This is a genomic window from Brevibacterium sp., assembly GCF_031179145.1.
GTDB lineage: Bacteria > Actinomycetota > Actinomycetes > Actinomycetales > Brevibacteriaceae > Brevibacterium.
This window is the reverse complement of the sequence record NZ_JAPSIB010000010.1, coordinates 75,740-101,967: the sequence shown is the minus strand read 5'-3', so window position 1 is coordinate 101,967 and position 26,228 is coordinate 75,740. Positions and strand designations below refer to the sequence as shown.

At 66.6% G+C, this 26,228-nt stretch carries 25 protein-coding genes and 1 tRNA gene; 9 read left to right on the top strand and 17 right to left on the bottom strand.

All coding sequences use genetic code 11. From position 1 onward, the window contains the following. Window position 1 precedes the first annotated feature (1 nt). From RIT73_RS09320 to RIT73_RS09290, 7 genes are all read right to left on the bottom strand, one after another. Window positions 2-1,717: an AMP-binding protein gene (locus tag RIT73_RS09320; protein ID WP_309131796.1), complete on the bottom strand. Its 1,716-nt coding sequence runs from the start codon at window positions 1,715-1,717 to the stop codon at window positions 2-4. Window positions 1,718-1,741: 24 nt separating this feature from the next. Next, entirely contained in the window at window positions 1,742-3,454 is a 1,713-nt protein-coding gene (locus RIT73_RS09315; protein ID WP_309131795.1) for an ABC transporter permease, read from the bottom strand. Next, complete coding sequence (gene modA, locus RIT73_RS09310; RefSeq protein WP_309131794.1) at window positions 3,451-4,188, bottom strand: molybdate ABC transporter substrate-binding protein; 738 nt, start codon at window positions 4,186-4,188, stop codon at window positions 3,451-3,453. The genes RIT73_RS09315 and modA overlap by 4 nt, the downstream gene beginning before the upstream one ends. Before the next feature lie 67 nt (window positions 4,189-4,255). Next, a complete protein-coding gene (locus tag RIT73_RS09305) occupies window positions 4,256-4,654 on the bottom strand; it encodes a TOBE domain-containing protein (protein ID WP_309131793.1) in 399 nt (132 codons plus the stop codon). After that, complete coding sequence (locus RIT73_RS09300; protein WP_309131792.1) at window positions 4,651-5,073, bottom strand: molybdenum cofactor biosynthesis protein MoaE; 423 nt, start codon at window positions 5,071-5,073, stop codon at window positions 4,651-4,653. Before RIT73_RS09300 ends, RIT73_RS09305 begins: the two co-directional genes overlap by 4 nt. After that, window positions 5,070-5,540, bottom strand: a complete 471-nt coding sequence (gene moaC / locus RIT73_RS09295; protein WP_309131791.1) for a cyclic pyranopterin monophosphate synthase MoaC — start codon at window positions 5,538-5,540, stop codon at window positions 5,070-5,072. The genes RIT73_RS09300 and moaC overlap by 4 nt, the downstream gene beginning before the upstream one ends. Next, on the bottom strand, window positions 5,537-6,817 hold the full coding sequence (locus RIT73_RS09290; protein ID WP_309131790.1) for a molybdopterin molybdotransferase MoeA: 1,281 nt from the start codon (window positions 6,815-6,817) through the stop codon (window positions 5,537-5,539). The genes moaC and RIT73_RS09290 overlap by 4 nt, the downstream gene beginning before the upstream one ends. Window positions 6,818-6,862: 45 nt before the next feature. Here RIT73_RS09290 and moaA point away from each other — a divergent pair, with 45 nt between their 5' ends. Continuing rightward, window positions 6,863-7,951, top strand: coding sequence for a GTP 3',8-cyclase MoaA (gene moaA, locus RIT73_RS09285; protein ID WP_309131789.1), 1,089 nt, complete (start codon window positions 6,863-6,865; stop codon window positions 7,949-7,951). Further along, window positions 7,952-8,197, top strand: a complete 246-nt coding sequence (locus tag RIT73_RS09280) for a MoaD/ThiS family protein (RefSeq protein ID WP_309131788.1) — start codon at window positions 7,952-7,954, stop codon at window positions 8,195-8,197. A gap of 358 nt (window positions 8,198-8,555) precedes the next feature. Here RIT73_RS09280 and RIT73_RS09275 read toward each other — a convergent pair whose 3' ends face one another. Together RIT73_RS09275 and RIT73_RS09270 are read right to left on the bottom strand one after the other, a co-directional pair. Further along, window positions 8,556-9,701 (bottom strand): ThiF family adenylyltransferase, encoded by a 1,146-nt coding sequence (locus RIT73_RS09275; RefSeq protein ID WP_309131787.1) that lies wholly within the window; start codon window positions 9,699-9,701, stop codon window positions 8,556-8,558. Between the two features lie 58 nt (window positions 9,702-9,759). After that, on the bottom strand, window positions 9,760-10,962 hold the full coding sequence (locus RIT73_RS09270; protein ID WP_309131786.1) for a molybdopterin molybdotransferase MoeA: 1,203 nt from the start codon (window positions 10,960-10,962) through the stop codon (window positions 9,760-9,762). 99 nt (window positions 10,963-11,061) lie between these two features. On the opposite strand from RIT73_RS09270, the gene RIT73_RS09265 reads away from it, so the two are divergent. Further along, complete coding sequence (locus tag RIT73_RS09265; protein ID WP_309131785.1) at window positions 11,062-11,913, top strand: type II CAAX endopeptidase family protein; 852 nt, start codon at window positions 11,062-11,064, stop codon at window positions 11,911-11,913. Between the two features lie 85 nt (window positions 11,914-11,998). Here RIT73_RS09265 and RIT73_RS09260 read toward each other — a convergent pair whose 3' ends face one another. Beyond that, window positions 11,999-13,471 carry an oligopeptide:H+ symporter gene (locus RIT73_RS09260; protein ID WP_309131784.1) on the bottom strand — a complete coding sequence of 491 codons (1,473 nt, stop codon included), beginning with the start codon at window positions 13,469-13,471 and terminating at the stop codon, window positions 11,999-12,001. Between the two features lie 137 nt (window positions 13,472-13,608). Beyond that, window positions 13,609-14,868: an MFS transporter gene (locus tag RIT73_RS09255; protein ID WP_309131783.1), complete on the bottom strand. Its 1,260-nt coding sequence runs from the start codon at window positions 14,866-14,868 to the stop codon at window positions 13,609-13,611. A 176-nt stretch (window positions 14,869-15,044) separates the two neighbouring features. Between RIT73_RS09255 and RIT73_RS09250 the strand changes: the two genes are divergently transcribed. Further along, window positions 15,045-15,458 carry a phage holin family protein gene (locus tag RIT73_RS09250; RefSeq protein ID WP_309131782.1) on the top strand — a complete coding sequence of 138 codons (414 nt, stop codon included), beginning with the start codon at window positions 15,045-15,047 and terminating at the stop codon, window positions 15,456-15,458. A 75-nt stretch (window positions 15,459-15,533) separates the two neighbouring features. After that, complete coding sequence (locus RIT73_RS09245) at window positions 15,534-15,761, top strand: hypothetical protein (protein WP_309131781.1); 228 nt, start codon at window positions 15,534-15,536, stop codon at window positions 15,759-15,761. 106 nt (window positions 15,762-15,867) lie between these two features. On the opposite strand, the gene RIT73_RS09240 is transcribed toward RIT73_RS09245, so the two are convergent. Then, on the bottom strand, window positions 15,868-16,719 hold the full coding sequence (locus RIT73_RS09240; RefSeq protein ID WP_309131780.1) for an alpha/beta hydrolase: 852 nt from the start codon (window positions 16,717-16,719) through the stop codon (window positions 15,868-15,870). A gap of 38 nt (window positions 16,720-16,757) precedes the next feature. After that, window positions 16,758-17,651 (bottom strand): universal stress protein, encoded by an 894-nt coding sequence (locus RIT73_RS09235; protein ID WP_309131779.1) that lies wholly within the window; start codon window positions 17,649-17,651, stop codon window positions 16,758-16,760. A 674-nt stretch (window positions 17,652-18,325) separates the two neighbouring features. On the opposite strand from RIT73_RS09235, the gene RIT73_RS09230 reads away from it, so the two are divergent. Next, window positions 18,326-18,553 (top strand): hypothetical protein, encoded by a 228-nt coding sequence (locus RIT73_RS09230; RefSeq protein ID WP_309131778.1) that lies wholly within the window; start codon window positions 18,326-18,328, stop codon window positions 18,551-18,553. Window positions 18,554-18,719: 166 nt separating this feature from the next. Here RIT73_RS09230 and RIT73_RS09225 read toward each other — a convergent pair whose 3' ends face one another. Next, the gene (locus RIT73_RS09225; RefSeq protein ID WP_309131777.1) at window positions 18,720-20,561 is read right to left on the bottom strand and encodes an NAD(P)/FAD-dependent oxidoreductase; all 1,842 of its coding nucleotides are present in this window, start codon (window positions 20,559-20,561) and stop codon (window positions 18,720-18,722) included. Between the two features lie 119 nt (window positions 20,562-20,680). Here RIT73_RS09225 and RIT73_RS09220 point away from each other — a divergent pair, with 119 nt between their 5' ends. Continuing rightward, window positions 20,681-21,862 carry a GAF domain-containing protein gene (locus tag RIT73_RS09220; RefSeq protein ID WP_309131776.1) on the top strand — a complete coding sequence of 394 codons (1,182 nt, stop codon included), beginning with the start codon at window positions 20,681-20,683 and terminating at the stop codon, window positions 21,860-21,862. Between the two features lie 73 nt (window positions 21,863-21,935). Beyond that, window positions 21,936-22,008, top strand: a tRNA-Ala gene (locus RIT73_RS09215). Window positions 22,009-22,356: 348 nt separating this feature from the next. On the opposite strand, the gene RIT73_RS09210 is transcribed toward RIT73_RS09215, so the two are convergent. Both RIT73_RS09210 and RIT73_RS09205 read right to left on the bottom strand, forming a co-directional pair. After that, on the bottom strand, window positions 22,357-24,021 hold the full coding sequence (locus RIT73_RS09210) for an ABC-F family ATP-binding cassette domain-containing protein (protein WP_309131775.1): 1,665 nt from the start codon (window positions 24,019-24,021) through the stop codon (window positions 22,357-22,359). Window positions 24,022-24,079: 58 nt separating this feature from the next. Further along, window positions 24,080-24,805 (bottom strand): cation transporter, encoded by a 726-nt coding sequence (locus RIT73_RS09205; protein WP_309131774.1) that lies wholly within the window; start codon window positions 24,803-24,805, stop codon window positions 24,080-24,082. A 196-nt stretch (window positions 24,806-25,001) separates the two neighbouring features. Between RIT73_RS09205 and RIT73_RS09200 the strand changes: the two genes are divergently transcribed. Then, window positions 25,002-25,601, top strand: coding sequence for a dihydrofolate reductase family protein (locus RIT73_RS09200; RefSeq protein WP_309131773.1), 600 nt, complete (start codon window positions 25,002-25,004; stop codon window positions 25,599-25,601). 19 nt (window positions 25,602-25,620) lie between these two features. On the opposite strand, the gene RIT73_RS09195 is transcribed toward RIT73_RS09200, so the two are convergent. Then, window positions 25,621-26,220: a methylated-DNA--[protein]-cysteine S-methyltransferase gene (locus tag RIT73_RS09195; protein WP_309131772.1), complete on the bottom strand. Its 600-nt coding sequence runs from the start codon at window positions 26,218-26,220 to the stop codon at window positions 25,621-25,623. Window positions 26,221-26,228: the final 8 nt, after the last annotated feature.

Sequence of the window (26,228 nt, the reverse complement as noted above, 5' to 3'; positions counted from 1 at the left end):
CTCAGTCTCCTCCTGCTGCCGGTCCCGCAGCGGCTGCACCGCGGGCGATCCTCTCGCCCTCCTCCCGGAGTTCGACCTTGCGGATCTTACCCGACACCGTCATCGGGAAGGACTCCCGCACCTCGACGTAACGGGGGATCTTGAAGTGGGCAAGCCTGCCGGAGCAGAACTGCCGCACCTCGTCGGCGGTGAGCGACTCCGCGTCGTCCTTGAGGATCACCCACGCCATCAGTTCCTCCCCGTACTTCTCGTCCGGCACGCCGATGACCTGGACGTCCCTGATCTTCGGATGGTGGTAGAGGAATTCCTCGATCTCGCGGGGGTAGATGTTCTCTCCCCCGCGGATGACCATGTCCTTGATCCGGCCGGAGATGTCGACGTAACCGTCCTCGTCCATGACCCCCAAGTCGCCCGAGTGCATCCAGCGTGCGGAGTCGATCGCCTCGGCGGTCTTGTCCGGCTCCTCCCAGTATCCGAGCATCACCGAGTAGCCACGGGTGCAGAACTCTCCCTTCTGTCCGCGCGGCATCGTCTGCCCGGTGACGGGGTCGACGATCTTGACCTCGAGATGCGGCATCACCCGTCCCACCGTCTGGGTCCGGGCCTCGAGCGAATCGTCGACTCGGGTCATCATCGAGACCGGGGAGGTCTCGGTCATTCCGTAGCAGATCGCGACCTCGGACATGTGCATGTCGTCGATGACCCGGCGCATCACCTCGACCGGGCAGGGTGATCCGGCCATCACACCGGTGCGCAGGCTGGACAGGTCCAAGTCCGCGAAGTCGGGATGTTCGAGTTCGGCGATGAACATCGTGGGCACGCCGTAGAGCGAGGTCGCGCTCTCCTCGGCGACGGCCTGCAGGCTGGCCAGGGGGTCGAAGCCCGGGGACGGCAGCACGATGGAGGCGCCGTGGCTGAGCGCTGCGAGATTCCCGATGACCATTCCGAAGCAGTGGTAGTAAGGAACCGGGACCACGACGACATCGGCGGACGAGTAGCCGAGCAGTTCGCCGATGAAGTAGCCGTTGTTGAGGATGTTGTGGTGGGACAGCGTGACTCCCTTGGGGAAGCCGGTTGTCCCCGAGGTGTACTGGATGTTGATGGGATCGTCGGTCGACAGTTCGCCGCTCACCTGCTGCAGGCGCACCGCGTATTTCGCCTGCTCGTCGTCGAGGAGCCGGCGACCGAGGTCGAGGAGGAGTCCGAAGGATTCGTGCTCGCTGACGACGGTCTCGCCGAGGAGGTCGGAGGGCACGGTGTCGAGGAAGATCAGGTCCAGCCCCGCCACTTTCCTCGCGACCTCGGTGGCCATCGCCTGGTAGTCCGAATGGGGTGGGGCGGTGACCTGGGAGATCAGCAGGCTCATTCCCGACTGCTTGACGACGTACTCGAGCTCGTGTGCCCGATAGGCGGGGTTGACGTTGACGAGGATCGCGCCGATCTTCGAGGTCGCATATTGGATGAGAGCCCATTCCGCGACGTTCTGAGCCCAGATGCCCACCCGGTCCCCCTTGCCGACGCCGCGGTCGAGCAGCCCCACGGCCAGGGCGTCGGTGTCCCGGTCGAACTCCTCGTACGTCCATCGCCTCCCCGAATGCCGGTCAACGAGAGCCTGCGCGTCGGCGTAGGCAGCCGCTGTCTTCGCGAAGTTCGCCGGGATCGTGTCGCCGAGCAGCGGCTGTGTGGAGGGACCGGAGCTGTAGGAGAGTTCTGCCACGTCAGGGTTCCTTTCAGGAGGTGTCTACTGTGACCTACTGCACAGTATTCCATCCCTGTCCATCGCGCAGAAGCTGGAGAGGAAATCGTGGCTGTCCTCCCCCGGCGCCGGCTCGACAGCTCCGACCGGTGCGACCAGCGCCACCCTGCCTGATTCGATGAGCACCAGAGTCTCGGCGAGAGCGGTGACGTCCTCGACGTCGTGCGTGATGAGCACGGCGCTGCGTCCATGCAGCTCCTGGGCGAGCACCCGCCGGGTCTCGACCTTGACGTCGACGTCGAGAGCGGCCAGGGGTTCGTCGAGCAGCAGCAGCTGCGGGTCGATGACGAGTGCCCGGGCCAGGGCGATTCGTGCCGCCTGCCCACCGGACACAGCGTCCGGGCGGCGCTGCGACAGGTGACCGACGCCGAGGCGGTCGAGCATCTCCTGAGCAGCTTCCCGGGCAGCCGCTCTCATCGCGCCGTGGGCTCTGAGCCCGAATGCGACGTTGTCGACGACGGTGAGGTGGGGAAACAGCAGCGGATTCTGGCCGAGGTGGACGATGCCGCGCGCGTGCACGGGTGGCCACCGCCCCGCATCGACGTCGAAGATCGTCGACTCGCCGATGCGCAGCAGTCCTGAGTCCGCGGTCAGGGCGCCGGTGAGGATGGAGAACAGGCTCGACTTCCCAGCGCCGTTGCGTCCGATCAGCGCCGTCGTCGAGGAGCCCGGCAGCGCCAGGTCGACGTCGATCCCCCGCTCCGCCAGGCGCGCCTGGAGGCGGATTCCGTCCCCGCGGTCAGCCTCGGCGAGGTCCGAGGGCGGCGACTTCCGGTGCCTCACCGGGGTGGGCTCGGGAAGGTCGACCGCGGGACCTTCGACCGTGGGGCCGTCGACCGTGGGGCCGTCGACCGTGGTCATGCCGCGTGCCGGATCGAGCTTCGGGGCGTGGGGTGAGCGGTAGGCGATGACGATGATGACGAGTGCGACGACGATGAGCAGCAGTGAGAGTGCGATCGCCGATCGCGGATCGGATTCTCGGACGAGGTAGATCTGCAGCGGCATGGTCCGGGTGACTCCGGAGAGGGACCCGGCGAATGTCAGGGTCGCTCCGAACTCCCCGAGCGAGCGGGCGAAGCACAGGATTGCGCCGGTGATGATCCCCTGACGCAGGAGCGGCAGGGTGATCGAGACGAACACCCGGGTGGGCCGGGCTCCGAGTTCGGCTGCAGTGAGTTCGAAGTCACGCCCTCGCGCGGCCACGGCCGTCTCCACCGACATCACCATGAACGGCAGGGACACGAACACCTGGGCGAAGACGACGGCGGCGCTCGTATACGCCAGCCCCAGCCCGGCGCTGTCGAGGGCCGAGCCGATCAGCGCCGTGCGGCCGAACGTGTAGAGCAGCGCCAGTCCGCTGACGACCGGCGGCAGCACCAGAGGCAGCAGGATGAGGGTCCGCAGGATCCGGTGACCTCGGAACGGTCGCGACCCCAGCAGGCAGCCGAGGGGGAAGCCGATGAGCACGCACACGATGGCCGCGATGAGCGAGGTGCCCAGCGAGACCCCCATCGCCAGACGGGACTCGGGGGCGACGAGGACCTCGCCGAGATGGGCGATGTCGATCCGGGCAGTCAGCCCGATGATGGGCAGGAGCAGGAATGCGACTCCCACTGCGGCGGGCAGCCACAGCCATCCGGGCGCCCCGCCATGACGGCTGATCCGTGGTCGTGCGCGACGCTCGCGGGGCCGGCTCATGGGGTGGTGAATCCCGCGCCGGTGAGGATCTTCCTGGCCTCGGCGGAGCGGAGGAAGTCGATGAAGGCCGCGGCGTCGGCCTGGTTGCCGCCCTTGACGGCGGCTGCCGGGTACCGGTTGACGGCGGCGTCGGATCCTGGGAGCTCGACCTGGTCGACCTCCGATTCGGCGCGCCGCACGTCCGTGACGTAGACGATGCCGGCGTCGGCCTGCCCGGAACGGACCTTCCCGAGGACGTCCGTGACCGAGTTCTCCTCGCTCACGGGATTGAGGACGGTGCCGCTCGTCTTCGCCCATTTCGTCGTCGCCGCGCCGCAGGGCACCTGAAGCGCGCAGACGACGAGGGCCTTGCCGTCGAGATCGGCCGAGGTGCGGATCGACTTCGGGTTGCCCTTGCCGACGGCCAAGGTCAGGGTGTTCGCGGCGAAGACCGTGGGGGCGTCGGCGAGCAGTTCCTGACCCCGCAGGGTGCTCATGGTCGCTTCATCGGCGGTGGCGACGACATCGGCGGGCGCCCCCTCGGAGATCTGGGAGACGAGGTCGGCCGAGCCCGCGAAGGAGAACTGGAGATCGACGTCGGGGTCGGACTCGGAGAACGCCGTCTTCACCTCGGCGAAGACGTCGCTGAGCGAGGCCGCGGCGAAGACCCGCAGCGTCCGGCGGGACTCCTCACCGGTCCCGCAGCCGGTGAGGATGAGGAGGGAGAGAGCACAGATCGCTGAGACGAACTTCATCCACCCATGCTAACCCGCAGATGCGGGAAATTGCGCTTTTCAAGTCCGCAGATGCGCGGCTGGAGCGTCAGCTCGTCGGAGTGTCGATCGAAACCATCGTCGCCTTCACCGAGGCGGTGGCGACACGGCCGGGCTCGAGCTCCAATTGGCGGCACGCCTCGGCCGACATCAGGGACACCACCCGGAAGGGCCCGCATTGGAGGCTGACCTGGGCCATGACGCCGTCGATGACGACCTCGGTGACGAGCCCGGTGAAGCGGTTGCGGGCCGAGCTGAGGACACCCGAGGGATCATCGAGGGCATCCGCGTTCGCGGCGGCGACTGCGGCCAGTTCGCGGCCGTCGACGACGACGCGATTCGAGGAGTCCCGGCTTCCGGTGAGCCTGCCGTCGGCGATCCAGCGTCGCAGCGTGTCATCGCTGACGCCGAGATAGCGAGCAGCCTCGGCGATGCGCAGACTGCTCACTCGAGGGCACCCACCCATTCGTCGTCACCGTCGGCGAAGTGCTGATGCTTCCAGATCGCCACCCGCTCCTTCACCTCGTCGACGAGCTCGGAGCAGGCGGCGAAGGACTCGGCTCGGTGCGCCGAGGCAGCGACTGCGGCAAGCGCCACGTCCCCGATGCTCAGATCGCCGACCCGGTGGACGACGGCCAGGCGCACCTGAGGGTGACGGCCCGCGATGTCGGCGGCCACCTCGGCGAGCTGATCGGGAGCCACCGGATGGGACTCATAGTTGAGGCGAACCACAGAGCGACCCCCGTCGTGGTCACGGATGACACCGGAGAAGCTGACCACGGCGCCGCATTCCTCGGTGGCGACGAGCGGTTCGAGCTCGGCGGTGCTGATCGGGGTCTCGACGATCCCGGTGCGCACGACGCTCATCCCTCACGACTCCAGTCACCGCTGCGCCCGCCCGATTTCTCGATGACTTTGATGTCGCCGATGACGGCCCTGTTGTCGACGGCTTTGATCATGTCGAAGATCGTCAGGGCCGCGACCGACACGGCGGTCAGCGCCTCCATCTCCACCCCGGTCTTCGAAACGGTCTTGACTGCACCCCGGATGCGCACGGCGTCCTCGGAGAGTTCGAATTCGACGTCGATTCCGGTCAGCGGCAGAGGGTGGCACAGCGGGATGAGGTCGGAGGTCCGCTTGGCCCCCATCACCCCGGCGATGCGGGCCACGGGCAGGGCGTCGCCTTTGGGCAGGCCCGCCTCGGCGATCATGTCGATGACCTCGGGGCGGGTCGTGATGGTCGCGGTCGCCACGGCGCGACGCTTGGTCACGTCCTTGTCCCCGACGTCGACCATGTGGGCGGCACCGGTGTCGTCGATGTGCGAAAGTGTCATTCGATCCTCCAAGTCTTCAGCATATCGTCCGCTCCAGTCCCGGCCCCGGCGTAGTCCGAGCCTGAGTCCTGGGATCCGGTCTCACGTGACGGAACGAACACGAGATGCGTGCTCTGAGCGTAGCTGTGGAGCAGGTGAGAGCGGGAGCCGCCGACGAGTTCGAGACCGGCGTCGGTGAGCACGGCCCGCCGGATCTGCAGCTTCCCACTGGGCGGAGCCTCGTCGAGTCCTCCCGGCAGGCGATGATGCTCGACGGGCCGCGGGTCCTCGTCGACGTCAAAGCCCAGCAGCGCCGGGCGGAGGAACATCTCGAAGCTGATCAGGGCGCTGACCGGATTGCCGGGCAGGGCCACCCAGGGCCGGCCGGCCAGCCGGCCGCAGCCCTGCGGGCCTCCGGGCTGCATCGCCACCACGGTGAAGTCCATGGCGGCGGAGTCGTCGATCTCGGCGGCGAGCTTGACGACCTCATGGGCACCCTTGGAGATGCCACCGGTGGACACGACGAGGTCGGCCTCGCAAGCCCCGACCTTCTCGAGCAGGAGTTCGGGAACGTCGGGAACCGTGAGCGTGTCGACCTGCGCGCCGAGGCGGCGTAAGTGTGCGGCCAGCGTGATCGCGTTCGCGTCGTGGATCCTCGCCGCATTCGCACTGCCCGAGTCGGACGAACCACCGGGGACACCCGGATCGCCGGTATCGGACGGACCGTCCTCGACGACCTCATCGCCGGTGCTGACCAGGAGGATCCTGGGCAGACCCCGAACCGGAAGCTCAGCCACTCCGCAGGCGGCCGCCACGCCGAGGCGGGCCGGTGTCAGCAGCGCGCCGGCACTGAGCACGGTGGTGCCGGCGGTGACGTCGCTGCCGAGCCTGCGCACATAGGCGCCGAGGGCGACGTCCGCGGTGACCGTGATCTCGGGGGCCTCGAAACGACCGGGTTCGGTGGCCTCGATGGGCACGACCAGTTCGGCTCCCGGCGGCAGGGGCGCACCCGTCATGATCTCGACGGCGGTCCCCGGAGCCACCTCTGCGCCCTGGGATCCGGCGGCGACCCGACCGCACACGGGAATCGGGCCCCGGGCACGGCTCAGAGTCTCTGCCGACAGTGCATATCCATCCATGCTCGAGTTGTCGAAGCCGGGCACGTCGACCGGGGATCGGACGTCGGACGCGAGGCGACGCGGATGCTCGAGCAGTTCCGTGAGGCGCAGGGTCTGCGTCTCACACAGAGGGGAGATCAGCTCGCGCACACGTTCCCGGTGCATGATGGGAGTGGTCATGGGACGATACTATCCAAGGTGACTTCATCAAGGAGGTGGACGCGAATGGGCAGGATCAGCTTGCCGACCCCGATGCCGAGAACGCCGACCGTCGACCCCGGCGACGCGTTCACCGCTCATCAGGAGGACTCGCTGCTCGACACGTTCGGGCGTCGCGCTCGCGATCTGCGCGTGTCCCTGACGGACTTCTGCAATCTCCGCTGCAGCTACTGCATGCCCGAGGAAGGTGTGGAGTTCATGTCCCGGGACTCGGCGATGACCGCCGAGGAGATCATCCGGTTCGTGCGCATCGGCGTCGAGAAGTTCGGCGTCGACCAGGTCCGGTTCACCGGTGGTGAGCCGTTGACCCGCAAGGACATCACCGACATCATCGCCGGCGTGGCTGCACTCACGCCGCGGCCCAACATCGCTCTGACGACGAACGCGATCGGCCTCGACAACCGGGCTGCGAAGCTCAAGGCCGCCGGCCTCGACCGGATCAACGTCTCCCTCGACACCGTCGATGCGGACACATTCACCCAGATCACCCGCAGACCGTTCCTCGACCGGGTCCTCGCCGGCATCAGGGGCGCCCAGGACGCAGGCCTCGACCCGGTGAAGATCAACGCCGTCCTGCTGCCGGGTGTCAATGACCACCAGGCCCCCGACCTCCTGCAGTGGTGCCTCGAGAGGGACCTGCGTCTGCGCTTCATCGAGCAGATGCCGCTCGATGCCGGGCACTCCTGGCAGCGCACCTCCATGATCACGGCGGCGGACATCTTCGCCCTGCTCGAACCCCGCTTCGTCCTCACCCCGGATTCCGCTCCCCGCGGGGGCGCACCCGCGGAGAAGTTCCTCGTCGCCCGCCGCGAGGAGCCCGAGACCATCCTCGGCGACGTCGGCATCATCGCCTCGGTGACGCGCCCGTTCTGCGCCGACTGCACCCGCACCCGTCTGACCGCCGAGGGCCGGGTCCGCACTTGCCTGTTCTCCCGCACCGAGGTCGACCTCCTCTCCGCTATGCGCGCCGGCGCCGACGACGAGGCGATCGCGAATCTGTGGAAGGGCGCGCACTGGGCGAAGCTGGCCGGTCACGGCATGGATTCCGACGATTTCGAACAGCCCCAACGACCCATGAGTGCCATCGGAGGATAAGTGCCACAGGTCAGCGTCCGCTTCTTCGCCGCCGCGCGAGAAGCCTTCGGAACGAAGGAACAGTCCGTCGCAGGTGAGTCCCTCGCCGAGGTGATCAGCTCACTCACCGAGGCAGCGAACCCGGAGGCAGCGACAGTGCTCTCCCGTTCGAGCTTCCTCGTCAACTCCATCGCCGCCACCGACCGCGATCAGCCCTTGACCGACGGCGACACCGTCGACGTGCTCCCACCCTTCGCCGGCGGCTGATCTCCCACGGCGGCCGAGCGTCAGAGCCGGTGAGCCGGCTGGCTGGGCTGGCCCGCTGGGTCGGCTGGCCTGGATCGGCTTGTCGGTTGGCTTGTCGGCTGGTCGGCTGGCACCGGTGAGGAGAAGTGAATCCGACAACAACAAAATCTTGCCGGATTCACTTCTTCTCACCATTTGCAATGCGGCCCTCAATTTCTGGGCGTCAGAACGGGTTCTGGTCGCTGAGAACTGCCGCTGTCTATCCCGAGTGGGCGTCAGAACGAGTTCTGGCCGTTGAGAACTGCCGCTGCTGAGCCCTGATTCGGCACTTTCCGGAGATGCCGGCGGTTGGCCCCGGGTGGGAGCCGGCGACTGAGCGTCAGGGCTGGGAGAGGTACGCGAGGTATCCGCCGGAAACCGAGTGGACCTCGTACCCTTGCGCCCGCAGAGCTGCGCAGGCCTTTGCCGAGCGGACTCCGGACCGGCAGTAGAGGGCCACCGAGGTGCGTCCGGCGATGCGTTCGGGGCGGTCGAGGAGCTCGTCCAGCGGCACGTGCTCCGCACCCGGGACCATGCCGGCCGACACCTCGGCGGCCTCCCTGATGTCGATGAGGTCGGTGCCGTCCGCGATCTCAGCCCAGGTCAGCACCCGAGGACTGGGTTCCACCCCTGTTGTCGCCTCGCCGTCGCCGGTCGGGCCGCCGGAACTCTCGGATCCGCGCTCGCCGCTGTCGGACACACCGTCGAGACCATAGTCACCGAGGTGACTGCGCAGGTCCGTCACCGCCTCTCTCCCGGGATGGCGTCCGACGGGGACCGTCTCCCAGGAGGCGGTGAGGCTGTCGTGGATCGACACCGCGTTGTAGAGCGGAGTCCCGATTCCGGCGAGGACCTTGATCGTCTCCATCGCCATGGCGGCTCCGATGCTCCCGCACAGTGCCCCGAGGACGCCTGCGGTCGCGCAGTCGGGCACCGAACCGGGTGCGGGGACGACCGGGTAGAGGTCCCGCAGGGTGGCTCCTCGGTCCGTGTCGAAGACGGCGATCTGACCGTTGAAGCCGAGGATGGTGCCCCACACCAGCGGTTTTCTCAAGATCTCGCAGGCGTCGTTGGCGAGGTAGCGGGTGGCGAAGTTGTCGCTGCCATCGACGACGATATCGGCTTCGCGGACGAGCTCGAGGGCGTTGTCGGGGGTGAGCAGAGTGGGGTGGGTGATGATCTCGATCGTCGAGTTGAGCTGGGTCAGCCGCTCCCGAGCGGAGTCGACCTTGCGTCTGCCCACGCCGTCCTCGGAGTGGATGAACTGGCGGTGGAGATTGCTCAGCTCGATGACGTCGGGGTCGACGATGCTGATCCGACCGACCCCGGCCGCCGCCAGGTAGGTGAGCACCGGTGCGCCCAGCCCGCCGGCGCCGATGACAAGGACATGAGAACGCAGCAGAGCCCCTTGGGCATCCGCGCCGAATCCGGACAGACGGATCTGACGGGCGTAGCGCTGCCGTTGAGCGGCGGTCAGGGGTGACATGTCCTCCAGTCTAGAGCTCGTGACCCAGCTCGCGCCTCCACTCCCCAGCACGCGCCCCTCAGCTGTGGAGCACCTCGATGACGTCACCCGCCTGCACTCTCCCCGGGGCCGCGGGCACTCGGATGATGGCCTCGGCGCGAGCGAAATCGCGCAACCGGGCCCACTCCGCAGCTTCGATCTCGCCGGTGGAGGTGTATCGCCCGGGCAGCAGCGACACCCCGCGCCGGTGGCCGATCAGGTCCGCGCCGGTGAATACCGCCTTCCGCCACCGCTCGGCCAGGGCGCGACCGTCGAAGAACGTGCGGGCGAAGAGGTGGAACGACAGGTACGCGGCGGCTGGTGTGCCCGGGAAGTGCAGGAGAGGGGTCCCGTGGAACCGGCCGTGCCCCTGCGGTCCGCCCGGTCTCATCGCGACCCGGCCGAACGTCGAGTGCGATCCTTCCAGCGCCGTCCGGACGACTTCATAGGCACCCTGGCTGATCCCCCCGGTGGTGATGATCAGGTCGACCTGGCCGGCGAGTTCCTCAAGGAGTCGTGAGAACCTCTCCGGATCGTCGTCGCATACGCGCGGGTGGGCGATGCCTCCGGATTCGCGGACCGCTGTCGCGAGCATCGGGAGGTTCGAGTTGTGGATCAGCGCCGCCGGGTTCTCGGCCTGCTCATCGGCGGTGACGAACTGCTCGGGCCGCAGTTCGTCACCGGTGACGATGAGCCCGACCTCGAGCGGACGGATCACATCGAGGGCGCTGATGCCGAGCATCGCCAGCGTCCCGACCCCGGCATCGGTGATCCGATCCCCGGCGCCGAGGATGAGGTCGCCGACGTTCGTGTCCTCCCCGATCGCACGGATGTTCCAGCCGTGCCCGGCGGTCTCGGGCAGGTCCGAGACCCGGATGGTGGCCGGCGGCTCCCCCGTCGGATCGGCGTCGGTGAATTCGACCGGGATGACCACCTCGGCGCCGTCGGGCACATGCGCGCCTGTCATCACCCGCAGTGCGCTGCCCGGAACGAGCCCGGGCGCGGGGTGGCCGGCGGGCACATCCCCGCCGACTCGCACGTCCTCCCCCGCCTGCGCCGCTCTCAGCGCGGTGGCGTCGAGGGCGAACCCGTCCATCGCCGAGGTGGGGAACCGCGGGACTGGTTGCCGCGCACTCACGTCGTGGGCACAGCGTCGTCCTGCCGCCGTCTCGAGCGTCACGACTTCCGAGTGCACGCTCGACGCCAGCTCGGCGAGCAGGCGATCATAATCTTCGGGTTCCACGGAGCTCCTTCCAGTCCTCCCCCGATCCTACGAGGTGACCTGCTTTTTTACCGTCTCGAGAAGCTCCGTTCCCGGGTCGCGGTGCTCTAGGGTGAGAACGTGGACAAGGACCTCGCAGCGGACAGGGGATCGAGTCGGCGCTTCGGCATCGTCTCGTGGCCCGGCTGCGCCGCGCTGCTCCTCGCCGCTGCCGCCGTCGTGCTCTTCGGCATCGGCACCTCAGCACCCCACTGGCGCCCGCTCGGATATGTGCCGATGCTCGTGTCCGTCCTCGTGGCCTGGTGGGCACAACGGGAGTTCGGGCGCGACCTCACCATCATCGCCGCCTGTCTGGCCCTGATCTCGTCGATCTCCGTCGAGGCCGACATCTCGTGGACGAACATCGCCCGGATGGGTGCCGTCCTCTCCGCCGTCGTCATCGGCCCGTGGCTGGTCACCAGGCACTGGTTCGGTGATGACACGATCGTGTTTCCCCGTCGAAAGGGTCAGCGCTGGTCGCGGCTCGAGTGGTCGTGGCTGCTGTTCGTCATCATCGTCGCCTGGCTGATCCTGCCGGTGTACTTCATGGGCACCGGGGTCTATCGCAACTGGCCGCCGGTGACCGAGTGGCATGAGATCGTCCGCCTGTTCTTCGGCGTCAACGCCGTGGGCATCTGGGACGAGCTGTTCTTCATCTGCACGGTCTTCGCCCTCCTGCGCAAGCACTTCGAGTTCTGGAGCGCGAACGTCGTGACATCGATCATCTTCGTCGCCTTCCTGTGGGAGCTCGGCTACCGCTCGGTCGGCCCGCTGCTGACGATCCCCTTCGCCCTGATGCAGGCGTTCATCTTCACCCGGACGAAGTCACTGCCCTACACGATCGCCGTTCATCTGCTCTTCGACGCGATCGTGTTCCTCACGATCGTCGCCGCCCACCACCCCCAGCTGCGCTGGATCTTCCCCTGGTTCTGACACGAATGCCGCCCTGCTGACCGGACGATCTCCGGCAGACAGGGCGGCAGTGCGGACCCGAGCGGTTCGCGACCGGGCCCGGGCCTCAGCGCACTCCGCGCAGCGCTTTCAGCATCGGCTTGGTCAACGTCAGGGCGAGCAGGCCGAGGATGATCGAGGCGAAGCCCAAAGCAGTCCAGTAGGGAACCTGGTTCGCCGCGTTGTAGTAGCCGCCGAGCACACCGGACAGGGCGGTGCCGACTCCCGAGGAGAGGAAGAAGAAGGCGATCATCTGCGACTGGAACACCTTCGGGGCGACCTTCGTCGAAAAGGACAGGCCGACCGGCGAGATGAGGAGTTCGGCGAAGACGAACAGCATCATGATGAGCATGACCCACAGCAGCGGTGTCTGGTTGGCCCCGGCGGTGGCGAACGGCAGGAACAGCAGGTAGGCGATGCCGATGATGACGAGCGACAGGCCCGCCTTGACCGGTGTCGAGATCTGCCGCACTCCCAGCTTCATCCAGACCGTGGCGAAGACCGGGGCGAAGATGATGACGAACAGCGCCGGGATCAGCTGGATCCAGTTGATCGGGAACTCCCACCCGAGGATCGTGCGGTTGAGCTGAGTGTCTGAGTATGCCGTGAGCACACCGAAGACCTGCTGGTACAGCGACCAGAACACCACCGAGGTGACGAAGAACGGGATGAAGGCGAGCACCCGGGAGCGCTCCTCGGCGTTCGCCTGCGGGCTGGTCATCATGACGGCGAAATAGCAGGCGGCGGCACCGGCGGAGATTCCAGCTGTCCACCAGGCGAGGTTGTCGGGGTTGACCACGCCGGTCATCCACGCGATGACGACAATCACGACGACGAGGACGATGGCGGCGAAGAAGAGGACCAGCTTCGACTGCGGCAGCGGGTTGACCGGGTGGCGCGATTCCTCGGGCAGAGCCTTGCGCGCCGTGGCGTAGATGGCGAGGCCCAGGGCCATGCCGACGGCGGCGGCGCCGAAGCCGACGTGGAAGCCGATCTCCTTCTGCAGCAGTCCGGTGATCAGCGGCCCAAGCAGGGCACCGATGTTGACACCCATGTAGAAGATCGTGAAGCCGGAGTCCCGGCGCGGATCCTTCTCCTCGTAGAGCTCGCCGACGAGGGCCGAGGCGTTGGCCTTGAGACCTCCGGAACCCAGGGCCACGAGGATGAGGCCCCCGGCCACTCCCGCGTAACCGGGCACGAAGGCCAGGCAGATGTGGCCTGCCATGATGATGATCGCGGAGTAGAAGAGGACTCGCTCGGCGCCGGCCACCCGGTCGGCGATCCACGCTCCGAGGATGGTGGCGAGGAAGACAGCGCCGCCGTAGGCGCCGACGATGCCGATCGCGGTCGGCTGGGACATGCCCAGTCCGCCTTCCGAGACCTGGAAGTAGAGGTAGAGGGCAAGGATGCCGTTCATGCCGTAGTAGGAGAAGCGCTCCCACAATTCCAGGCTGAACAGTTGCATGAGCGGGAGGGGATGCCCGAAGAACCGGGTGTCGTTCCGCATTTCCTCGCTGGTTTTCGAGGTGCTTACAGACATATCGTGCTTTCCGTTGCGACGTGCGAACTCACCAACATTGACGCAGTTCACATTGACCAAGCGGTGATCCTACTCCCCAGTCAGCAGTGCAGTCACATGCGCACGAGGCTGGAACGCGCTGTCCCAATCGGTGGAATCTAGGTGTGAACCAGATCTCTTCTGCGAGCCCTGGCGCCGGCCAGGAGGTTGAGCAGACCGGCGACGACGACAAGGGCGGAAGCCGCCATCGGCACCATCATCGCCGCCTCCGTTCCCGCCTCCTCGGCGAGGATGCCGTTGACCGCCGAGGCCAGCGACTGGCCGACGATGATCGCGGAGCCGACCATCGACATCACGGTCGCCGATCGACCCCGCGGACTGCGATCGGCGGCCAGGCTGAACAGGGTGACCAGGGTCGGGCCGACCGCGCAGCCCATCAGCAGCAGCGCGATGACCGTGACGGGCATGCCACCTGCCACGGACATGAGGACCGCTCCGGCGAGCATCAGCGGCGCGAAGCACAGCCATCGTGCCCAGAGCGCGAAGCGCGGTGAGAAGAGAGCGACCGCGATCGCGAGCACGGCCGAGCCGATGCCCATGATCCCGTAGATCAGTCCCGCCTGCTCAGGATGGCCGAGGTCGTTCGTCAGGGAGGTCAGGGCGGTCAGCGTCGAACCGAATACCATGCCGATGCCGAGGACCCCGAGCACGATGACGAGGATCCCGAAGGTGAACAGGTCCGCAGCCGGCGCCTGGGCCGGACCGTCGGTGGTCGACGTCCGGCGCACCCGACCGGTGGGATGAAGGGCGAAGGAGGTGACGAAGATCAGGGTCATGACGACGGCGCCGAGGACCGGGGCAATGGGGTGGAAGGCTGTGGCGAGGAGGCCGACGAGGAATGGACCGAAGACGAACACGACTTCGTCTGCGGCTGACTCATAGGCCATGGTGCCGTTGAGGACCTTGGGCTGGCGGCGGCCGGGCAGTGCCGAGAGGATGATCTCGACGAGGCGTGAGCGCGACATGGGGGCAACCTGCGGTGCGGTGGCGCCGATTGCGAAGGCCGCTGCCAGAACCACCCAGTCGGCCAATGGCGAGTAGACGACCCACGCCATGAAGATGAGGGCGAGGCAGTTGAGAGCGCCGACGACGAGCAGGACCGGTCGCTGGCCCCAGCGGTCGGCGGCCGCTCCGATGAAGGACCCGAAGATCGCGGTGCCCAAACCGACCATGGCGGAGTTGATGCCGCCGAGGCTCAGTGAGCCTCGGCCGGCGACGACGAGGGTGAGCACTCCGATGACGACCATGGCATAGGGAAGCCTGGCCATGAACGCGATGGGGAAATAGCTGCGCCCGACGACGGAGAGCAGGGTTTCGGACTTGGTCACGGAGACCGGGAGGTTTGTGGTGCGGGTCATCTCAATCCAGTTTCTACCCGCGCTCATCCGCGGGATTCAGTGCCGCCGTGGTGACCTGGATCGAATCACTCGGAAGATGCACACTTCAAGCTTCTGCAGGTCCAACCCTACCGCCGACCAGCTCATTCCCAATTGCGACTCAGTGAGAACGCAGATCGATCTGAAACGATGCAGGCATGAATTTCCTCTCCCGAGTCGTCGTCAACGCCTGTGCGATCTGGGCCGCCTCATGGATCCTGCCCGGGGTCGCCATCGAAGGCAACCGCCTTGTCGAGGAGCAGACCGGGACCATCCCCGCGACCATCATCTCCTACCTGGTGGTCGGGCTGATCTTCGGTCTGGCGAACGCGTTCATCAAGCCGATCCTGTCCCTGATCTCGGCTCCCGTCACCTGCCTCACCCTGGGTCTGTTCTCGATCATCATCAACGCCGTCATGCTGGCGCTGACCAGCTGGCTGAGCGGCTTCACACCGTTTCGGTTCACGATCGATTCGTTCTTCTTCTCGGCGATCCTCGCAGCCGTGATCGTCTCCGTCGTCTCGGCGCTACTCGGATGGCTGGTGCCGGAGAAGGACACTGAACGCCTCTGACGGGGAATCTTCTCTACAGCATGTAGACTGTGGCCAACGTGTCCAACTGCACTCTCTCGATCGTCGGAGGAGAACATGTCCCATCCCGTCGCGAAGCGACCGAAGCCCTCATTGACGCCGGTTGACATCATCGTCTTCGTCGTCTCCCTCGCCCTGTTCGTGGTCGGCCTCTACCTGTTCGGATGGTCGTTCTCCGCTCCCGTGGGCACCGAGTTCTGGGTCTTCTGGGCCGGACTGCTCATCGCCAGCTTCGCGTTCCTCCTGCCGATGATCTACACCTGGACCAAGGACCCCCGTCCCTGATCCTCCCTGCACTGCAGAAGGGCCGATGCGAGTATTCGCATCGGCCCTTCTCTTTGTCTGCGCTCAGCGGTGCCGCGCCTCGCGCGGCAGACCGAGCCGCGTTCGCTCAGTCCCTGCCACGGCAGAACGCCATGATCGACGAGGCGCTCTCTTCGGGCCGCTCGTAGTGCACCAGGTGACCGACCCCGGCCAGTTCCACCAACGCGGGGTCGGGCAGCCGGGCGACGAAATCGCGGGTGGCTGCGATCGGTGCGATCGCGTCCCTGTCGCCGGCGATCACAAGGGTCGGCATCGACAGTGACCCGGCCACCTCGGTGACGGTGTGGCCGACCGAGACGTCGAAGGCCTGTGCCAGGGACGCGCGATCACTGAACGTGGAGAAGTAGCGGGCGTGCTGGTCGTGGATGTAACGGCGCAGACCGCGGTCCCGCGTCGTCGCCATCACTTCGCTCATCAGCCGCACGATCAGCGGGTTCGTCAGCAGCTGATGCCCCCAGGCTTCGGGCAGACGCGCGCCGAGAGCGTAGTAGAGACGTGTCAGCGCGGTCATCGCCTTCGCCGACCCCTCGAGCGCCGGGGAGGTGATCGGATTGATGAGGATGAGCTCCGGCACCTCCTCGCGTCGCCTGGCCACGGCGTGGGCGACGAGGATCGAGCCGAAGGAATGACCGGCGAGGATCGGCGGGACCTGCCAGCGGTCGGTCACCTCGGCGGCCAGCGCATCGAGGTGATCGCAGTAGCTCTCCAGGGTCAATCCCGCTGCCAGCGCCGCGCTGGCGCCGAACCCCGGCAGATCCGGCACGATGACGTCACGGCCGCGCACCGCCGCGGCGATGAGATCCATCCCGTGATGGTCGCCACGGAACCCGTGGATCATCAGGAGGGGACGGGGGTCCGGCGCCCCGGCATTGATCGGATCCGGCGAGTGGACCCAGATCGGACTGCGATGACCCGCCACCTCCAGATCCACTCGGCGAGCTCGTGACAGCGGCACCCTCAGAGCTGTCCGGTCGATCGCCGGGGCACGACCACGACGGGAACCGGCAGCACCCGCAGCAGCCGTCGGGCCCGGGCTCCGATGAAGACCTTGCCGCCGCGGCCGAGGCGGGAGGAGCCGATGAAGGCGAGTTCTCCCGGCTGCCAATCGACGCTCTCGGCCGCCTCCTCGATATCGGCACCGGCCTGGGACTTCACGGTGGCACGACCCGACTCGAACAGATCGGATGCACGCTTCGCGAGGACTGCTCCCCCGTACTCCTCGGCGAATTCGGTCACCTCGGCGACTTCGTCCTCGGCGAGGCCGTCATTCTCGATCAGAGACAGCAGTCGCAGATCCACACCGAGCGAATATGCCGACCTCACCGCCGAGCCGATGAGAGCAGCCGCGCCGGGACGTGCCCCGAAGAGGGTCGTGACCCGGGTGACCGGACCGATGTCCGACTTCCCGGCCGGCGCCAGCACGACGGGAACATGAGAGGACTGCAGCAGCGAGGACGCGACGGTGCCGATCCGGACCTGACGCATCAGGGACGCGGCACGGGCGCCGATGACGATCGCATCCGCCTCCTCCGCCTCGGCGACCTCGATCAGGCCCTTGGACTCGTTGGCACTGGCGTGGATGACGCCACGGGCACTGACGTCATCCGGAATCAGCGCCAGAGCTTCGTCGAGCCAGTCCTCGAGCTGCTGTCCCACGATGCCGCTGCCGTCGGCAGGGAACGCGTTCGCCGCATTGAACGTCGAGGTCTCCGGCCGCACGATCGTGACGATGAGCTCGACGTCGGCCGACCGCGCCAGCGAGATCGCCAAGGCGATGGCGTCGCGACCCCGATCGGTGGCGATGTATCCGACGATGAGTCGGCGACGGGTGGAGGCAGCAGCCTGTGACATTGTCTTCTCCCATTCGATCTGCGATTCTGATCGGAATTCTACGGGGTCAGCCGAACGCCCTCGAGTCACACACGGTCGGACCAAATGTGAGAATGCGGACGAATTGAGTTCACTTTCTTCTGAACAGAACTCCCGAAAACACCGTGGGCATGTTAGATTGTTCACGCAATCACGGATTCGCAGCCTGGAATTGCACTTGAGAAGTCCCCGAGCGCTGACGCCGCTCGACCACGATCCGCAATCACGAAGGGAGCCCGGCATGTTGTCAACACTGACGCCGAGAATCGACTGTTGCCCGATCGCTGCCCCTTCGATTGGCGGAAGAGGACTCGTCGGCTGACAATCAGCCGCACCATCAGTCTTTCTCCACCGATCGAGGCGCACGCCGATCGGTCGTCTGACACAGATCCCGCCGCACATCCCCACCGTTGTCACCGACTGCACATCCGGTGGTCGACTCCTCGCTGACTGCTCAGTCCGCATTCGGCATCGGGACGATTTCGGCGATTTCGCAGAACGACGACGTTCGCAGTATTCGCTTTCCGAACATCACCGCTCAACCCTGCGCGCTGATTTCCGTTGCGCCGCTTCGCGGTTAGAGCATTTCGACGGCCGGGGTTTCCCCCGCCCCGCATTAGCAGGTCTTCCCTGCCCGAAAACAATAAGGAAGAGCTTTGTCCACGACATTCCCATTCACCATCCCCCGCCGCCTCGCCCTGAGCACCGGCTTGAAGCTCATCGAGTGGGCCAGGCGGCCCGAAGCAACGGCCGACCCGATGACCGTCAGCGCGAACGTGAGGCGTCTGTCTGACCTCCGCCGTCTCGCGCATGCGGAAGCGACGGCGGAGCAGCGCGAACACGACGTCGATCGCTACCTCTCCGAGGTCCGACAGATCCTGTAGAGGTCTCGGCAGCGCAAGCATCGCACCGGCAGATCCTTCACGGTGGGAGGCCGATTCCGGACCCGTTCTCCTGGGTTCGGAACCGGCCTCAGCCCGCGTCTGCCGGCCCAGGTGGCTCAGCTGACCTCGCCGCCACGCTCAGCCGGCCTCGCCGGCAAGGCTCATGTCAACTCAGATGATGGACTTCCGCCATCCCATATACCGGAGTCTCCAGCCCCTCCCAACGCGCCTTGAGCTGGAGGGCCAGGTACAGAGAGTAGTGGCGGGACTGATGGAGGTTCCCGCCGTGGAACCACAGGTTCTCCTGCCGGGTCGGCTTCCACATATTGCGCTGCTCGCCTTCCCAGGGCCCGGGGTCCTTCGTGGTGTCCGAGCCCAGTCCCCAACACTTGCCGACTCTGTCGGCGACCTCCTGGCTGATGAGATCCGCGGCCCAGCCATTCATCGACCCATAGCCGGTGGCATAGACGATGAGATCCGCCTCCAGCTCGGTGCCGTCGGTCAGCACTACCGAATCCTCGGTCAGGTGGTCGACCTGTCCCTTGGCGAGCTTCACCTTGCCGTCGGCGACGAGTTCCGCGGCTCCGACGTCGATGTAGTAACCCGAGCCTCGGCGGAGGTACTTGAGGAAGAGGCCGGAGCCGTCGTCGCCGAAGTCCAGGTCGAATCCGGCGGCCTCGAGTCGGTCGTAGAAGTCCTTGTCGCGCTCTTTGATCTTCTCGTACAGCGGGATCTGGAATTCGTGCATGATCCGGTAGGGCAGGGAGGCGAAGATCAGATCAGCCTTCTCGGTGGTCACCCCCGCCTCCAGGGCGCGCTCCGAGTAGAGGTCGCCGAGTCCGATGTCCATGAGGGAGTCGCTCTTGACGATGTGGGTGCTGGAGCGCTGGACCATCGTCACGTCGGCTCCATGCTCGTAGAGGGCGCCGCAGATGTCGAAGGCGGAGTTGTTGCTGCCGATGACGACGACCTTCTTGCCTGCGTACGCATCAGGGCCGGGATGTTGGGAGGAGTGCTGCTGTTCGCCTCGGTACACGTCCTGGCCGGGGAACTTCGGCACGTTCGGCTTGCCCGACATCCCGGTCGCCAGAACCAACTGGGTCGGGTGGAGAGTGACTTCCTCACCGTCCCGGTCCAGCACGACCGTCCACTGACCGGTGGCGTCGTCGAACTGGGCGCTCCTCGCGGTCGTCGCCGACCAATACGGCACCTCCATGATCTTCGTGTAGGCCTCGAGCCAATCGGCGATCTTGTCCTTGGGGGCGAAGACGGGCCAGTTGTCGGGGAACTTCAGATAAGGCAGGTGGTCGTACCAGACGGGGTCGTGCAGGCACAGCGACTTGTACCGTGAGCGCCACTGGTCGCCGGGCCTGTTCCACCGGTCGATGACGAGTGCCGGCACGCCGAGCTGCCGCAGCCGGGCGCCGAGGGCGATTCCTCCCTGTCCCCCGCCGATGATGAGGGTGTAGGGCTGAACGTCGCGACCCCATGCCGCTTCTTCTTCGGCTCGCTTCTCCGACCAGGTCTTCCGGTTCGGGTCGACGCCGTGTTCGGCACCGGCGGGGCGCCGGTGGCCGCGGGGCTCTTCGTGACCGGTGAGTTCCTGCAGCGATGTCAGGAATGTCCACGCACGTGGGCCGTTCTCGTCGATGAGACGGACGAGCCCCTTGCCGGTGCCCAGAGCGGTGCGGAAGGTGAACCAGGCGGTCGTGGTGCCGTCGGTCGTCTCTGCCGGTTCGCTCAGCTCGAATCCTGCGGGGTCGGTTCCCTCCAGGGTGTTCTCGAGCAGGTCGCGGACTCCCTCCCGGTTCTCCACCGTGGTCAGGTTCCAGGAGAAGGAGACGAGATCGCGCCAGAAGCTGGTCGCTGCGAACAGCCCGGCGGCTGACTCGATGTCGCGTTCGCGCAGAGCGGTTTCGAATGCGCCCAGCCATCCCCTGGCGACCTCGTCGGGGCTCCCGCCCACGACGTCGACGTCCGTCCGGGTGTGTTCCTGTGTGGCAGTCATGTCACTCCTCTTCGTTGAGCTGTGTGATTCACACGTTACGAACACGCGAGGTGAGGCGACAGGGTTGCATCGGGTTGCATTGTGTCTGAGGTCACTTCTGACTGCCTATACTGATTGCCATGCCCGTCAGAGATCTGGCTGCGATGGCGAAGAGCCTCGCACGCATCCACGGTGCCGTGGTATCAGGACAGTCTCCGCCGACTGGTCCGCGGTCGGTAGTCGCTCGGTCCTGGAACAGAGCGATCGATCTCGGCATCGATCCGGACGGCAGAAACGCACGAGTGGTGTCCGGGCCCGCCGAGGTCGAGGCGAGGCGACGCTCGTGCAAGCTGCGACTCATCGTCGGCGAGCTCATCCAGACGCTGCTGCAGCTTCCCGACTCCTCGGATCTCATTCTCGTCATCACCGATGCCGAGGGCGTGATCCTGTGGCGCGACGGTGCCGTGACTGCCCGCAGGAAGGCCGATGGCCTCGGATTCGTCGAAGGCGCCCATTGGCGGGAGTCCGTCGTAGGGACGAACGCGATCGGCACCGCTCTGGCCGAAGAGGCTCCTGTTCAGCTGTTCTCCGCCGAGCACTTCGAGACCTCGCAGCACCCCTGGTTCTGCAGCGCCGTACCCGTCCACGATCCCGGTGACGGCTCACTGTTGGGCGTCGTCGACATCAGCGGCCCCGCCCTCGCGTTGCAGCCGACGGTGCAGGCCCTGGTCACGACAGCCGTTCGCCTCGCCGAGGCGCGCCTGCAGATTCATCACCAGGAGACTCTGATGAGACTGCGGTCCCGTTATGCGACGGTGCTCGCCGGCAGCTCGGGACCGGCGATGGTCGTCGACGACGACGGTTGGGTCGCTCTTGCCCACGGCGTGCTCGGCCGTGATCGGGTCGAGGCGCCGAGGTCCGACCGGGCGATCCATCTGCCTGGAGCGGGTCTGTGCCTGCCTGAGAGGATCGAGGGCGGATGGCTGCTTCGCCCTGACGGAGCAACCCAGATCACCGTGACGCTGATTCCCGGTTCCACTTCGGTCCAGGTCGACTCCGCAGACGGTGCTCTCATCGTTCCCCTCACACGTCGACATCGGCAGATCGTCGAGAAGATCACTCGGGCCGGGCAGCATGGGTTGACCGCGAAGGATCTGAGCCGGTTCCTCTACGGGGACGAGGACCACGTGACCACCGTACGGGCGGAGGTCTCACGACTCCGTCGCAGCCTCGGCGCGCTCCTGTCGACCCAACCGTACCGGTGGTCACCGGAGGTGACTGTCGTCGATGGAGATCATGCGGAGGCCGCTCGGGAGGGATGAGCCCGTGTGTCGAGCGTCACTGCATTCCGATTTGGTCCGAGCGTCGCTTCTGAGTAATATTGATCAGGCAAGCGGGGGTATGGCGCAGTTGGTAGCGCGTCTCCATGGCATGGAGAAGGTCAGGGGTTCGAATCCCCTTACCTCCACCGCGAGAAGGGCTCTGGTCGATGACCAGGGCCCTTCGCTCATTTGCGGTGGGGTCATTGTCATTGCGGTCACCGCGCTCACCTGCCCAGGGGGTCGATGATGCCACGCCTCCAGGCATCGATTCCGGCGTGAAAGATCTGCTCAATCTCTGCCACCCTGGGACGTTGGCTGCAGGAAAAGTGAAATCGGCAGGAAGAAATCCGATAGCCCCTCGCGCGAACAGGCGGAGATCATTCTGACAGCCACAAGTCATTGCAGTTTTCACATCTCGCGACGGGCTTGCTCGACCGCGAACCTCCGCGGTTTCCGCTGAGACGGAGCAGGACTGAGATCGTGCCGACCCACCGTCAGACGATGCGGTCGACGACCTGCCCATCCTCGACAAGCCAACGGCGCTCGAGGCACACGTTCTCGAGCATCCGCCGGTCGTGTGTGACGAGCAGGAGCGTCCCCTCGTAGGCGTCGAGTGCCTCTTCGAGCTGCTCGATGGCCTCGAGGTCCAGGTGGTTCGTCGGTTCATCGAGCACGAGCACGTTGACGCCGCGGGCCTGGAGCAGAGCGAGACCGGCACGGGTGCGCTCACCGGGCGAGAGCGCGTCGAGGGGCCGGAGCACGTGATCGGCTCTGAGACCGAATTTCGCCAGCAGGGTGCGCACCTCGGAGGCAGTGTATTCGGGCACGAGTCCTTCGAAGGCGACCGCCAGCACCGCCGACCCGCTCAGGAGGGTGCGTGCTTGATCGATCTGACCGACCGCCACCGAGCTGCCCAGGCTCGCCGATCCGGCATCCGGCTCGCGCTCGCCGAGGAGCAGCCGAAGCAGCGTCGACTTCCCTGCCCCGTTGGGCCCCGTGATCCCGATCCGCTCCCCCGCATCGACCTGCAGCGACACTGGGCCGAGCGTGAAATCCCCCTGTCTCGCCACCGCCTCGTTGAGGATTGCGACGACGCCACTCGACCGGGGTGCCCTGCCGATCGTGAACTCCAGATGCCATTCCTTGCGCGGCTCTTCGACCTCGTCGAGCCGGGCGATCCGGCTTTCCATGCGACGGACCTTCTGCGCCTGCTTCTCGGTCGAATCGGTCGAGGCCTTGCGGCGGATCTTGTCGTTGTCAGGGTTCTTGCGCATCGCATTGCGCACCCCTTTGCTCGACCATTCGCGCTGCGTCCGGGCACGCCCGACGAGGTCGGACTTCTTCGCGGCGAACTCCTCGTAGTCCTCACGGGCCTGCCGTCGCAGTGTCGCCCGCTCCTCGAGGTACGCCTCGTAGCCTCCGCCGTACACGCGGTTCGACCCCTGCGCGAGGTCGAGTTCGAGCACCCGTGTGACGGAGCGGGCGAGGAATTCGCGGTCATGGCTGACGAGGACGACACCTCCGCGCAGACCCTGCACGAACGCTTCGAGTCGCGCGAGCCCGTCGAGGTCGAGGTCGTTGGTGGGTTCGTCGAGGAGCACGATGTCGAACCGCGAGCAGAGCAGAGCGGCAAGCGCGACCCTCGCCCGCTGACCGCCGGAGAGCGAGGTCATGAGCGAGTCGGTGGAAAGAGTTGACAGACCCAGATCTGCGAGGACCGCGGGCAGGCGTTCGTCCAGGTCGGCAGCCCCGGAGGCCAGCCAGCGGTCGAGGGCCGCGGAGTACTCGTCTGCAGGATCAGCGGCTCCGGGTGCGGAGTCAGCGGCATTGGCCAAGGCAGCCGATGCCGCGTCGAGGCGCGAGGTCGCCTCGGCGACTCCGGTGCGGCGTTGAACGTACGCGCCGACGGTTTCGGCGTCGATCGGTGTGTGCTCCTGCGGCAGCCAGCCGACGAACGCATCGCTCGGCGCGAGGGCGACACTGCCGGCCAGCGGTGCGACGGTCCCGGCGAGGATGCGCAGGAGCGTGGACTTGCCCGCACCGTTGGCACCGACGACGCCGATCACATCACCCGGGGCGACCGTCAGGTCGAGTCCGTCGAAGAGTGTGCGGTGGGCGTACCCTCCCGCGAGGCCCTGGGCCACGAGCGTTGCAGTCACTCGACCACTCTAAGCGAGACATGGTCGCTGTGCGTCCTCCGCACCGGTGCATCCGCAGTCAGTGGCGGTGTCCGTCCTCGCAGGACCCGTCTCCGCAAGAGTCGGAGGCGCAGGGCCCGTCGTCACAGGAGTCGGAGGCGCGCTCCCCTGTCAGCAGGGACACCGGAGCCGCGCAGCAGGCGTCGCCTCGCCACGCCTCGATTCCCTCCCGCACGGCGAAGCCCGCGATGACGAGTGCGGCCAGGGAATCCGCCCACGCCCAACCGAGCAGGCTGTTGAGCAGCAGCCCGGCCAGCAGTGCCGCCGACAGATACGCGCAGATGAGGGTCTGCTTGGAGTCGGCGATCGCCGAGGCCGAGCCGAGTTCGCGCCCCGTCCGGCGCTCGAACCAGCTGAGCACGGGCATCACGACCAAGCTGAGTGCCGCAATCGCGATCCCCAGACCCGAATGCCCGGGTTCCCGCTGTCCTGTGAGTGAGAGAATCGCGTCGACGCTGACATAGGCGGCGAGGGCGAAGAACGACACGGCGATCACCCGCAACGCGGTCCTCTCCCGGCGATCCGGATCGCGGGCGGAGAACTGCCAGGCCACCGCCGCCGCAGAGAGCACCTCGACGATCGAATCCAGACCGAACCCGATCAGTGCCGCGGATGAGGCGATGCCGCCCGCGACGAGCGCGACCACGGCTTCGATGACGTTCCAGGTGATCGTGATCGCCACGACCGCTCTGATCCTCCGGCGCAGCACCGCGATGCGCGCCGAGTCCGTCGCCATGCCGGTCATCGCTCACCCTTCGGACCGGAGCAGCCGCAGATCACGCAGAACATGCGCTGACCATACAGCGATCGCCGACCCGCGGGCAATCGACGATCGTGCCGAGTGCGACGCCGACTCCCGGGCGTAGAATCACTCCCACGGCGACCGGGGCGCACCATCGTCGAGTCCGTCGCTCACTGCACGATTGAGGGGGGAAGTTCTCATGGGAAAAGTGCAAGCCCAGGCGATCATGTCTCTCGACGGATACGTCGCCAAACAGGACAACTCCATCGGCCACCTGTTCGACTGGCTGCAGAACGGCGAGGTCGCCAGTCCCACCCCGGCCGGTGACTTCACGGTCCACCTCACCCCTGCCAGTTCGGAGCATTGGCGGAACTGGGTGTCCTCGATCGGGGCCTTGGTCTGCGGCCGTACGCTGTTCGACGTCGCTCAGGGATGGCAGGGGCGACACACCCTGGATGTCCCCATCGTCGTCGTCACCCATCAGATCCCGAAGGACTGGGTGGCCGAACATCCCGATGCGCCATTCTCCTTCGTCACCGACGGAGTGGAGACCGCGATCGCGCAAGCTCGGCAGCTCGCGGGCGACCGCGACGTCGCCGTCGCCGGCGGGACCATTGCCAGGCAGTGCCTCGAGCTGGGACTGCTCGACGAAGTTGCCGTGGACCTCGTACCGGTGGTGATGGGCGAAGGCAACCGACCGTTCTTCGGTGGGCTCTCCTCAGAGGTCCTGCTCGACAATCCGACGGTCTGCGTCCCCGGGGACCGCGTGACCCACCTCGTGTTCCCGGTGATCCGCTGACGGACCCGCCGATGCTCCCTCAGAACGAACGGCGACCGGCTTCGAGCTCGAGGAGGTCATGTTTGCTGTTCTCGCCCCAGGCGTAGCCGGTCATCGTGCCGTTGGCCCCGATCACCCGGTGGCAGGGAACGATGATGCTGATCGGGTTCTTTCCGTTGGCTCCCCCCACCGCGCGTGCGGCCAGCGGCCGTCCCAGCCATCCGGCGAGCTCGCCGTAGCCCGCGGTCGATCCGTAGGGAATCGTCGTCAGCGCCTGCCACACCGCCTGCTGGAATTCCGTTCCGCTGGGTGCCAGCGGAAGGTCGAAGACTCTCCGCGAACCCGCGAAGTACTCCCCCAACTGAGCTGTGGTCCGGCGGAACACCTCGTGATCATCGGCTTCCTCCGCCTTCGCACCCGTCTTCAGCTGCGCATATTCGAGAACGCGTTCGAAGTCACCGAGGTGGAGCCCGGTCAGGCTCTGACCATCGGAGGTGAGCAGGAGCCGGCCGAGTGGTGAGTCGATCGTCGTGTGCACGAGAGTGCCCGGTCGCGGGTCGACGAATGTCATCGCCGGTTCCGCTGCTCGCTGCGCGAGTGCCGCAGTGGTGTCCTGGTCGGTGATCCGTGTGGTGGCCATAGTCGTTC

What these genes read in the sequence shown, in the direction of transcription:
- RIT73_RS09290 (WP_309131790.1), bottom strand. Translation starts at nt 6,817, where the DNA reads ATGACCACTCCCATCATGCACCGGGAACGTGTGCGCGAGCTGATCTCC.
- RIT73_RS09315 (WP_309131795.1), bottom strand. Translation starts at nt 3,454, where the DNA reads ATGAGCCGGCCCCGCGAGCGTCGCGCACGACCACGGATCAGCCGTCAT.
- RIT73_RS09200 (WP_309131773.1), top strand. Translation starts at nt 25,002, where the DNA reads ATGGGAAAAGTGCAAGCCCAGGCGATCATGTCTCTCGACGGATACGTC.
- RIT73_RS09195 (WP_309131772.1), bottom strand. Translation starts at nt 26,220, where the DNA reads ATGGCCACCACACGGATCACCGACCAGGACACCACTGCGGCACTCGCG.
- moaC (WP_309131791.1), bottom strand. Translation starts at nt 5,540, where the DNA reads ATGACACTTTCGCACATCGACGACACCGGTGCCGCCCACATGGTCGAC.
- RIT73_RS09275 (WP_309131787.1), bottom strand. Translation starts at nt 9,701, where the DNA reads ATGTCACCCCTGACCGCCGCTCAACGGCAGCGCTACGCCCGTCAGATC.
- RIT73_RS09260 (WP_309131784.1), bottom strand. Translation starts at nt 13,471, where the DNA reads ATGTCTGTAAGCACCTCGAAAACCAGCGAGGAAATGCGGAACGACACC.
- RIT73_RS09225 (WP_309131777.1), bottom strand. Translation starts at nt 20,561, where the DNA reads ATGACTGCCACACAGGAACACACCCGGACGGACGTCGACGTCGTGGGC.
- moaA (WP_309131789.1), top strand. Translation starts at nt 6,863, where the DNA reads ATGGGCAGGATCAGCTTGCCGACCCCGATGCCGAGAACGCCGACCGTC.
- RIT73_RS09250 (WP_309131782.1), top strand. Translation starts at nt 15,045, where the DNA reads ATGAATTTCCTCTCCCGAGTCGTCGTCAACGCCTGTGCGATCTGGGCC.
- RIT73_RS09255 (WP_309131783.1), bottom strand. Translation starts at nt 14,868, where the DNA reads ATGACCCGCACCACAAACCTCCCGGTCTCCGTGACCAAGTCCGAAACC.
- RIT73_RS09235 (WP_309131779.1), bottom strand. Translation starts at nt 17,651, where the DNA reads ATGTCACAGGCTGCTGCCTCCACCCGTCGCCGACTCATCGTCGGATAC.
- RIT73_RS09205 (WP_309131774.1), bottom strand. Translation starts at nt 24,805, where the DNA reads ATGACCGGCATGGCGACGGACTCGGCGCGCATCGCGGTGCTGCGCCGG.
- RIT73_RS09300 (WP_309131792.1), bottom strand. Translation starts at nt 5,073, where the DNA reads ATGAGCGTCGTGCGCACCGGGATCGTCGAGACCCCGATCAGCACCGCC.
- RIT73_RS09245 (WP_309131781.1), top strand. Translation starts at nt 15,534, where the DNA reads ATGTCCCATCCCGTCGCGAAGCGACCGAAGCCCTCATTGACGCCGGTT.
- modA (WP_309131794.1), bottom strand. Translation starts at nt 4,188, where the DNA reads ATGAAGTTCGTCTCAGCGATCTGTGCTCTCTCCCTCCTCATCCTCACC.
- RIT73_RS09220 (WP_309131776.1), top strand. Translation starts at nt 20,681, where the DNA reads ATGCCCGTCAGAGATCTGGCTGCGATGGCGAAGAGCCTCGCACGCATC.